The following is a 9639-nucleotide window of genomic DNA, read 5'->3' as shown; positions in this document are numbered from 1 at the left end:
TTCGCCGTCTCCTCGACGGCTCGATCCAGGATCCGGCGCTGCGAACGAGCGATTCAACGCCTCGCTGCCTGATCCGGCCCCCGCTTCGCCTCCGGACTACACTGCTCAGCGTGAGATTATTCTCGGATCAGGGCTAGGTGGTGCCGCGCGGCGCGGCGAGTGAAACGTCGGCGACTTCCGCGGGTCCTCGTTCTCTGGCCTTCGCTGCGTGGAAGAGGTGGCCCCGAGTTCCGGTTGATTCGGCTAGACTGGGACTCTGCTCCCGGCGGTGTCAGGGGCCTTTTCGATCCGTCGGTGGCGTTGGCCGTGTGGGGGCCCTGCGGGGCGGTAGCTCGGAATCGAAAGGACCAGCATGAGCTCTGCACGTGTAGCTGGCCTGTGTCCGTGAAACGGGACTCGGTGCGCCACGTGGAAAACAACCTCTTTCCGGCATCGGAAGCGCTGGCTGACGCCGATGCCGCGGCGATTCGCGAACGCTGCCAGGAGGAAGTCGCGGAGGGTATCCCGCGACTCGTCGAAGCCGCCCCGCCGGTGAGGCCTGGCCGCTGGAGACTTGGTCAGGAGCTCTACGCGGGGCCACTCGGCCAATCCTTCGGCTTTCTTCACCTGTATGAGCGCACAGGGAATCGGCACCAGATCGAATTGGCCGGTCGCTATCTCGACGTCGCACTCGAGGCGTTGGATCGATCGGGCGTGCCACACCCCGAGGAGTGGCTCTCCTTTCACGCGAGCGGAGGGGCGTCTGCCGTGGCAGCCGTCGTGAACGATCGGCTCGGCGACGTCGCTGCGTGCGAGAGGCACCTGGAGAGCTACCGACGGGTGGCCTCGTGTGCGGAAGACCCGGAGTTTCCGACCGAGGATCTGCTCTGGGGTCGCGGTGGCGTTCTCTTCGGTGCGGCGTTTCTGCGCTCGCACCTGGGCGAGGAGCGTTGGCCCGATGAATGGGCCTGGGTCCGCTCGAGCAGATGATCGCCACGGGCAGGCGGCACGCGCACGCTCACGCGTCCGCACTGACACCCGGGCCGAACGGACGGCCGCCGCTGCTCTACATGAATCTGAACGCGTTCATGGTGAAGTCTTTTCTTCGATCGCTGACCGGTTCGCGGTCCCCGCTCGCCCGAGCGTTCAGCGCGCTCGCATCACGCGTCGTGATCAGCGTTGCAGAGCGGCGAGAGCAACTCTCTCATCGCTATGACATCGGCCTCGTGCACGGCCTGGCTGGGAACCTGTACTTGATGTTGCACTTCCCTGAATTGTTGGAACAGCTCGGAGCGAGTGGAGAAGTCCGCGCTTCGCTCGATTGCCTCGTGGACTGCGTGGAGGCGGAGCGTGGCATGCTCGAAGTCCTGCCGTCTCTCCACTCGGCCCCAGGAGTCTTCACCGATCAGGTCCACTGGTGCAACGGCACGACGGGGGCCGTGTTCTTGTTCGCGCGCGCGTACGAAGTCTTCGGGGAGCGGTCCTATCTGGAGGCCGCCCAGAGGGCAGCGGAGCATGTATGGCGGTACGGGCTGTTGCGAAAGGGAAACGGGCTCTGTCACGGGATCGCCGGAAACGCCTACGCGTTCCTCGCGCTCTACCGCGCGACGGGGGAAGAGACACAACTCGATCGTGCCCTCCAGTTCGCGCGCTTCTCATGGAGCGATCGCGTGACGCAAGCGCAGCGTGCCGCCGATCGTCCGTGGTCCCTCTACGAAGGGCGCCTGGGGACGCTTTGCTTCTACCAGGACTGCCTCGACCCTGCTCGCGCCCGCTTTCCCGCCTTCGAGGTCTAGGAAGGACCGAAGGGATTCCCGGTGGCGCCGGACGGGGGGTGTTCATCCATCGGGGTGACTCGCCTTGTATGCGGGCCGCGCTCTGATGCGCTCCACGTAGGCGGCGACCTTCGGCGACGCCTTCATCCAGTCGAAGCGGACCGAGAAATCGAGCATTGCCCCGAAGACGACGTCAGCCGCCGTGAACTGTTCACCCAGAGCCCAGCCCTCGTCCGGAGTCATGGACTCGACAGCCGCCAATCCTCGTTCCATGTCACCCCATCCAAGGGATGAAGGGTTCTCGACCTCGACCCCGAGCTGGGCCACTGAAAGAAGTGGCTCGAGAGTGGTGCCAGGGAAGAAGAGGTAGCGGTAGTACTTCGCCCGGGCGGTCGAGTCGATGGGCGGTGCGAGGCCCTTGTCAGCGAACTTGTCGGCGAGGTAGGCGCAGATTGCGGCCGCTTCCGTCACCACCACATTGCCGTCGACGAGCGCGGGCACTTTCCCCATTGGATTGATCGCCCGAAACTCGGGCGTGTTGTTCTCCCCAGTCGTGAAATCGACGACGATCGCCTCGTGCGGGGCACCGAGCTCCTCGAGCATCCAAACCGTCGTGGCAGCCCGGCTTCGGGGGTGGAAGTAGTGCTTCATGTGGGTTCCTTGCTAGTCGAATGGGACGAACCTGCGCCTCGCGAATGGGGCCCGTCTATCGGTTCCCGCCGTGAAGGTACGCCCAGCGTGGATCAAGATTTCAGCCTAGTTGAAGGCAGTGCCTGAGCATGGAAGTCCAGGACGGTCAGTTGCCAGGGTTCGTCAGCAGTACCTGCTGCCACAGATCGCGTGTCTTCCGGTCCGGCAGCCTTCAAACTCGGATCGGTCCAGACTGCGGACTGAATCCCGGTCGAATTCTGGATCAGCCGCCGGAATGCGAGTCCGTCCCGAGCGGCGGCGATCGGTTGGCCTCCGGCCAGGCGCGGCCAGCCGAAGAGCGCGAGGACGGAGCGGGCGTCCTTCTCGTTTCCGGTCGTGCTGCCGCTGGCGCCCCGGAATCTCATGGACTCGCTCCGGGATGGATGGCCTTCAGCGGGTTTCGATCCCCGCCTCTCATCCCGCGGAGATCGTCTCCTTCGCGGCGGATGGCGTGAGGGGGATCCGGGGGCTGAAATCGAGTTCCTTTCGCGCACGATCGATTACATAGCGATACCTCCGGCCGATCACCCGGACCGAATAGCGAGTGAGCCGCGGCGATCGTCCAGTGAGTGCCGAGTACGCTTCCATCATCGAGGCGACCAGAAAGGCGAGGGGGTAGGGCAGGCGACGCCCCGGAGGCGGGGCGCCGACGGCCGTCGCGAGGCCTGCCACGAGCTCACTCCAGGTCGGGTTCCCAGGGTTGTTGACGTTGTACACCCCGCCGATCGAGGCGTGATTGGCGAGCGTGGTTGTCACCAGCCGAGCGACGTCGTCCACATGAACGGCGTCCACGATGTTCGTCCCGGGGCCTACGACCCGCGCTCTCCCACTGGAGAGATTCTCGATCAGCTTCGGGAGGAACAAGACGTCCCCAGGACCCCAGATCACCGTAGGCCGCAAGATCGTCAGGTCGAGATCGCCAACGTCCGCGCGTGCCGTGACGATTTCCTCGGCATCGGCCTTCGTGTCGCCGTACGGGTCGCCGATGCGACGAAGGGGCGCGTCTTCGGTGAGTTCGACCTCGGCTACTCGTCCGTAGACCGATACCGAACTCATGTGAACGAAGCGGCGAACTCCGGCTCGAACGGTCTCGCGAACAACGTTGGCGGTACCGTCGCGGTTCAGGCTTCGGCAACGTGCGAAGCTCTGGCCATAGCCGACTGCTCCCGCGAGGTGGACGACGGCATCCTGATCTTCCATTGCACCCAGGAGACTCTCGGGACGCGTGATGTCGCCGCGGACGAAGCCATCGGCGAGGAGGCTGGCCTCGGGCTCTTCTGGCAGCAACAGCGCCGTCACGGTGTGGCCGTCTGCGCGAAGGAGAGCCATGATGCGTCTCCCCAGAAAACCTGACGCGCCCGTGAGTAGCACTCTCATCCCTGGCCCTCCTTTCTTCATGCAACGGCCCGCGCTGCGACGCGATCGGCGAGTCCCGGCATCAGCCGATTGAGCAGCACCATCAGCTTGCCCTCGGGAGTCAGGATGACCTCGCGCTTGCGACGTGTGATCGCCTGAAGGATCCCGTCCGCGGCCTGTGCTGGGCTCATGACGCGGCCGGTGGTCGGCCCGGCTTCGCTGCGCTGTTGGCCGGAGGCATCGTGTGCGGTCTCCCGGATCTCCGTCTCCGTGAATCCTGGGCAGACGATCCCGATGTGGACATCGCGGCCGGCCAGCTCGGCACGCAGTGATTCGAAGAGACCGTGAACCGCGAACTTCGCAGCGGCGTATCCGCTACGTGTCGGGAAGCCACGCTTTCCGACGACGCTCGAAATGAAGACAAGGCTTCCGCGCGATTGCTCGAGATAGCGCAGCGCGTGTCGCGCAACGTGCAGGGCGCCGAAATAGTTGACATCGAGGAGTCGACGGAAGACTTCAGGATCGGTCTTCTCGAACGGAGCATTCATTGAGAGTCCGGCGTTCGCGATTGCGACGTCGACGCGCCCATGGCGGCGAACCAACTCCTCGACGGCCCAGGCGCAGAAATCATCGTCCGTGACGTCACCCGGGAGGACGAGCGCGGCAGGGCCGATCGTCGCGGCGACTTCCTCCAGGCGCTCGCGGCGCCGTGCCACGAGTCCTACCTGAGCTCCGGCCTTGCCGAGCGCAAGCGCGAGCGCACGTCCGATTCCAGAGGACGCTCCAGTGACAAGCACCACGCGATCGCGGAATTCCATCTACTTCTCCCATGGCCTGATAGCCGATGTCGGGTCAGACGGATGCTGAGATTCCGTCCTTCCCGAATGCGTGTACCAGCTCTTCATAGAAATCGTCCGTTGGCGGCTGGATGCCAAGTGGGGCTCGGTCGCCGCCGAGCCTCGAGAGCTTCGCCTCCCACAGATGGTTGTACGGAAGCAGGGTGATGCGCTCTACGTCGAGTCGGGCGAGGAGTTGCGAAATCTCCGCAATGCTCCGCGTGTCGTCGTTCCGGCCCGGGATCACCGGCATTCGTACCTCGAGCGGGACTCCTCGTGCGAGCAGGATGCCGAGATTCTCGAGAATCTCGTGGTTCGGCTTCCCGGTGAGTTCTCGATGCCGCTCTGCATCCACGACCTTCATGTCGAAGTAGACGAGATCGATCCACTCGAGCAACGGTTCGAGGAGCGCGAAGGGGTAGGCCCCACAGGTTTCGAGCGTGACGTGTAGCCCCGCCTCCTTGACACGTGGAAGGAGTTGGCGCAGAAAGTGTGCCTGCAGCACGGGCTCGCCGCCTGAAAGCGTAATCCCGCCACCGGAGGACTCGTAGAAGTCGTGGTCCCGGCGCAGTTCGGCGAGCAGATCATCTACCGTGCGGGCTCGGCCGATGGTGCGCAGAGCACCGCTTGGGCACTCCGCGACGCACTTTCCGCAGGCGTCGCAGCGATCGAAATCGACGCGCGCTTCCCGCTGATCTCGGATTGCATCCAGCGGGCAGGACTGGAGGCAGAGCATGCAGCTCTCGAGGCAGTGCTCGTGGTCGTAGTAGAGTTCGGGCGTGGCGCGGATCGCCTCGGGATTCTGGCACCACTCGCACGCCAGCGCGCAGCCCTTGAAGAAGACGACGCTGCGGATCCCCGGTCCATCATGGACGGAGAATCGCTGCACGTCGAAGACGATGGCCGAATCGTGTCGCATCATGCGCAGGCGCCTCGTCCGTTGCCGGGGGGCGTCTGTCCTCCGTGTAGCGCCCGCGCAATGATGTCGTCTTTCATCGCGTCCGTAAGGTCGTTGAAGTACGCGCTGTAGCCGGAAATGCGGACGACGAGGTCGCGATGCCGTTCCGGATGGACCTTGGCATCGAGGAGGACCTGTGGGTCGACCACGTTGTACTGGACCTGCATTCCGCCGGCGCGGAAGTAGCCGCGGGTCAGATCCGCGAGAAGAGCGGTCCCCGCATCACCCTCCACGAACCAGGGTTCGATCTTCTCGTTGAGGCAGAGCCCATTGCCGACTGCCGGTGACTGCGTCCGTGTCGCCGCGAGCAGGGAGGCCGTGGGGCCGTTTCGGTCGGCGCCGTTCGCCGGCGAGACGCCGTCGGAGAGGGGTTGGCCCGCCCGCCGGCCGCTCGGGAGTGCACCGAGACGTCGTCCGAAACCAATGTGCGTGGTCATGGTCCAGAAGCCCGGTGCATAGGGTCCACCCCGCGGGTTGCGACGGTGCCGGACAGCTTCGCAATAGATGTCGGACACGCGGTTCGCCCAGTGCTCGGCGCGCCCGGCATCCGACCCGTAGCGTGGGACCCGGTCCTGGAGGCGGCGACAGAGCTCCGGGGCTTCCACGAAATCCCCGTCTGCGGCCGCAAGGAGCTCTCCGAACGAGAGTCGCTTCTCGACAGAGACGAGCTGTTCGATCGCGGCAAGGGAATCAGCCACGTCGGCGATGCCGACACCTTGCATCCCCGTCGAGTCGTATCGCGCTCCTCCAGCCGTGACGTCCCGCCCGCTGCCGATGCAGCCCTGCACGAGGAGCGAGAGCAGGGGTGTCGGCCGCCAGCGCGCGTGGGCGCACTCGATCGCGTCGTTCCCATCGGCCGCTTCGGCGACGAGTTGCTCGACCTCCGTGGACAGAGTCGCGAAAATCGACTCCATCGAATCGAGGGCACCTGGCGAAACGCCCTGGCCAACCCGCGGAATCTCGCGCAGGGCGCGCTGGAGAGCGGAGGGCAGCGAGAGGAAGCAAGCACCGGCTGCGGGGAAGCTCTTGCGCGGGACGCCCCATTCGACGCAGCCCACGATCGCGTAGTCGCGGGCATCGTGGGTTGGAACATCGAGGCGCTCGATGGATGGGACGATGGCCTCGTCGTTGAAGAAGGCAGGCATGCCACCGCCCCGCTTCACGACGTCGTGAGCCAGATCGACGAATTCCTTCGGGCTCTCCGGGTGGATGCGCGCGTGGAGGTTCGGCTGTCGCAGGCGCATCTGGTCGTAGGCCTCGAGAACGAGGAGCGAGATTTCGTTCGATGCATCGCAACCGTGCTCGTCCATTCCGCCGAGTGTGATGCCCGACGCAGAAGACAGGCCACTGAAGTACTCCGTGGCCATCTCGTTGAAGAGCGGCAAGAGCTCTGCGGCCTTTCCCAGGAAGCACCCGAGGATCTCGATGGCCTCGTCGCGGGTCACCCTTCCATCTGCGAGGTCTCGTACGTAGTAGGGGTGGAGGTAGCGATCGATCCGCCCAAAGGAGATGCCGTGCTGGAAGCTCTCCTGGTGCACCATCACGTGGGTCAGCAGCATGCTCTGGACCGCCTCGTAGAAGCTTCGAGCCGGGCGCGCCGGAACCTGTCGGAAGATGTCCGCGAGTCGGCGAAGCTCCGCGGCTCGGCGAGGATCGGTCTGCCGGGTCGCCTCCTCTGCGCAGTGTTCACTCCAGCGAGCGCCGAAGGCGATCGCTGCCCGCGCTGCGATGGAGCCGGCCTCGAAGAACGCCTCCTGCTCCGGGGTCCGCGCGTCGCTCCGCGCAGTCTCGATCTGTTCGAGAATGCCCTGGAACCCGTGTTCCAGAATCGATGGATAGTCGGGCGTGACGTGAGAAATCCCTGCGAATTGTGTCAGCACGTAACGATCACCGCGTAGCAGGGCGTTCGGTAGCTCTGGATCCTGGGCGAGAACTGCCGCACGCGACTGGACGGAACGGGGGAACCAGAATGGCAGGATCTCCCGCGTGAGTCGTTGCTGCTGCTCCTGGCTGCATTCGATCGGGTTCACTGCCCGTGTCGAGAGTGTTTCGAGTTCCGGGAGCATCAGGATGCCGCCGAGGTCGGGGTGGATCGGCGCGCCGATCCGCTGCGAGGACGGATTGCCGACCAGGAGTTCATGCTCGTAGATCCGAAGCGGAACGCGCTCCAGAACATGGGCGAGGGCACGGGAGTGATGCACGATGAGCGGCTCGCCCGCAACGGAATCGAGGCGACGTGCGTAGAATCGCTGTAGTGAGCGGCTGGCGCGAAGCAGCCAGCGAGGTTGTGCCGATCCTGAGCCGAGGCTGCGCTCGAGGCCACGGCGGGTCAGCGCGAAATGAAGATGCGAGAGGATGCGGACGACGGGATCCCCGGGTACATGGTCGCGGAAGTACTCCGTCATGAGCTCCGCTTTCTGCGTGCAGAGCGCGTAGGGCGCTGCCAGGAGATCGCGCCGCAGCGATTCGAGACGCGGATGTCGTGCGACGCTTTCTCCGTCGAGAGTTCCTGTCTTGTCGGGAAGCGCTTCCGGCGATCGGCCCAGAAGCGGGGGGATCGTCGGAGTGGGAGCGGAGCTCATCGGTTCTCCTTCACTTCGGTCCGTCTGGTCGCCTCGGTGGGCGCGAGGAGAGGGCGTAAAAGCTCGGCGAGGAGTTTCACCACCCGCTGCGATCGTTCCGGGTCCGGGTTGGCGACGCTCGAGAGCGCCTCACCCTGGAGCGTATTCATCGCGAGGTCGACGGCGGCTGCGAGGCGATCTTCGTCCTCGGCTGCAGCCACGAACAAGCGCTTTGCCAGCGTTCGAATTCCCATGCGGTGACGAAGTGCCACCTTCTGGAGTTCTCGTGCGAGCGTCTCATCGCTTCGCGTCGCGAAGTAGAGCTCGAACGCCGCCCGAAGTTCGGGGCGCCGGTACGCGGAGTGGAGGAGTTCGATCGCCGCCTCCACCCGATCGCCGCGGCTTCCGAGGCTTTCGAACTCCGCCTTGTACTCGACGATGAGCCGCTCGAACAGATCGTGCACGCTCTCTGCCAGCAGCTCCGACTTGCTGGCGGCGACCTTGAAGATCATTCCCTCAGACACGCCGGCCCGGCGAGCGATCTCGGCGGTCGTCGCGCCGGAGTAGCCGCGCTCGGCGATGGCCTCGAGCGCGGCGTCGAGCAGTCTTCGGCGCGTGGATTCGCGGCGCTCGCTTCGGCTGGCCCGGGGAGGCGCAGGCGTACGACTCCGAGAGGTGGCGGCTCGATCAGGAAGGGCGGGCATCATGATTCCTTTGGTGAGTAAGCACTTACTTACTGTACCACTTCACACCGGGCCAGCGCAACACCGCCCCGCGATGTCGGGAGACCGGAGATTCGGGTTGGAAGGCGGCGTGGGGTGAGCGATGCCGGAAGACCAGGGACGTGAGATCGGCGCCCGCTCGAGGTTCTCCCAACCGGCTACGAGGCACGTGGTTGGAGTCGATTCCCGCTTCCGCTCGGTATCGCAGTGCGGCGACGGCCGCGGTGGCAATGCCTCCACCCAACAAGCCGCTACATGCGTCTTCGGCTGATGCCTCCTTCACCGGCCCCTTCTAGTGTGCAGAAATTGGACTTTTCCAAGGTCCAGATTCTTGCCGCAAAAGCGATGGCGCACTCCCATGCGCCCACGAGGAGCGCCGGAACCGGGAAGCCCGGTCTTCGCGGCCTGGCCACACGGGTCGCGGTCTGAGCCTTTCGACACCGACGTCACGGGCGGTGGCTCAAGTTGGCTCAACGACTGGGGTTTCGTCGCACAACGGAGATGGTGGAGTTGCCGGGCTCGAAGGCCTGGCCGGGGAGGACGGATCCCCCGGCGATGGCGCCGGCCTCGCCGGGCGTGCGAGGCCGCGAACTGCGCTCTGTCGCCCCGCCGTAGCGTCAGTCTGTTGGCGATCACGAGAAACCGTAGAAATCTGATCATCTAGCCGTGGTCGCGCGCGAGTGCTGGTTTCTCGTCAGAACGGCGAATCGGTGTCGGTCGGATCGGTGTCGAGTTCGCGATCGAGAGCCGCGAGGTAGTGTC

General features: G+C 65.1%; 10 protein-coding genes. 2 read left to right on the top strand and 8 right to left on the bottom strand.

What is annotated here, in order from left to right; translation table 11 throughout:
- Positions 1–384: 384 nt before the first annotated feature.
- The gene (locus GY937_20540) at positions 385–969 is read left to right on the top strand and encodes a hypothetical protein (GenBank protein MCP5059100.1); all 585 of its coding nucleotides are present in this window, start codon (positions 385–387) and stop codon (positions 967–969) included.
- Positions 942–1775, top strand: coding sequence for a hypothetical protein (locus GY937_20535; GenBank protein MCP5059099.1), 834 nt, complete (start codon positions 942–944; stop codon positions 1773–1775). Before GY937_20540 ends, GY937_20535 begins: the two co-directional genes overlap by 28 nt.
- Before the next feature lie 42 nt (positions 1776–1817).
- Here the strand turns inward: GY937_20535 and GY937_20530 are convergent, their stop codons facing one another.
- The 8 genes from GY937_20530 to GY937_20495 all read right to left on the bottom strand — a co-directional run bounded on the left by GY937_20530 (position 1818) and on the right by GY937_20495 (position 9160).
- On the bottom strand, positions 1818–2405 hold the full coding sequence (locus GY937_20530) for a glutathione S-transferase family protein (protein MCP5059098.1): 588 nt from the start codon (positions 2403–2405) through the stop codon (positions 1818–1820).
- Between the two features lie 92 nt (positions 2406–2497).
- The gene (locus tag GY937_20525; protein ID MCP5059097.1) at positions 2498–2809 is read right to left on the bottom strand and encodes a hypothetical protein; all 312 of its coding nucleotides are present in this window, start codon (positions 2807–2809) and stop codon (positions 2498–2500) included.
- 49 nt (positions 2810–2858) lie between these two features.
- Entirely contained in the window at positions 2859–3821 is a 963-nt protein-coding gene (locus tag GY937_20520) for an NAD-dependent epimerase/dehydratase family protein (GenBank protein MCP5059096.1), read from the bottom strand.
- Positions 3822–3838: 17 nt separating this feature from the next.
- Entirely contained in the window at positions 3839–4618 is a 780-nt protein-coding gene (locus GY937_20515) for an SDR family oxidoreductase (protein ID MCP5059095.1), read from the bottom strand.
- Between the two features lie 34 nt (positions 4619–4652).
- Positions 4653–5558: a glycyl-radical enzyme activating protein gene (locus tag GY937_20510; protein MCP5059094.1), complete on the bottom strand. Its 906-nt coding sequence runs from the start codon at positions 5556–5558 to the stop codon at positions 4653–4655.
- The gene (locus GY937_20505) at positions 5555–8176 is read right to left on the bottom strand and encodes a hypothetical protein (protein ID MCP5059093.1); all 2622 of its coding nucleotides are present in this window, start codon (positions 8174–8176) and stop codon (positions 5555–5557) included. Before GY937_20505 ends, GY937_20510 begins: the two co-directional genes overlap by 4 nt.
- Positions 8173–8862, bottom strand: a complete 690-nt coding sequence (locus GY937_20500) for a TetR family transcriptional regulator (GenBank protein ID MCP5059092.1) — start codon at positions 8860–8862, stop codon at positions 8173–8175. Before GY937_20500 ends, GY937_20505 begins: the two co-directional genes overlap by 4 nt.
- Before the next feature lie 22 nt (positions 8863–8884).
- Complete coding sequence (locus tag GY937_20495; GenBank protein MCP5059091.1) at positions 8885–9160, bottom strand: hypothetical protein; 276 nt, start codon at positions 9158–9160, stop codon at positions 8885–8887.
- Between the last annotated feature and the right edge of the window lie 479 nt (positions 9161–9639).

This window comes from bacterium (assembly GCA_024228115.1).
Taxonomy (GTDB): Bacteria; Myxococcota_A; UBA9160; order UBA9160; family UBA6930.
This window is presented reverse-complemented; position numbering and strand designations above follow the sequence as displayed.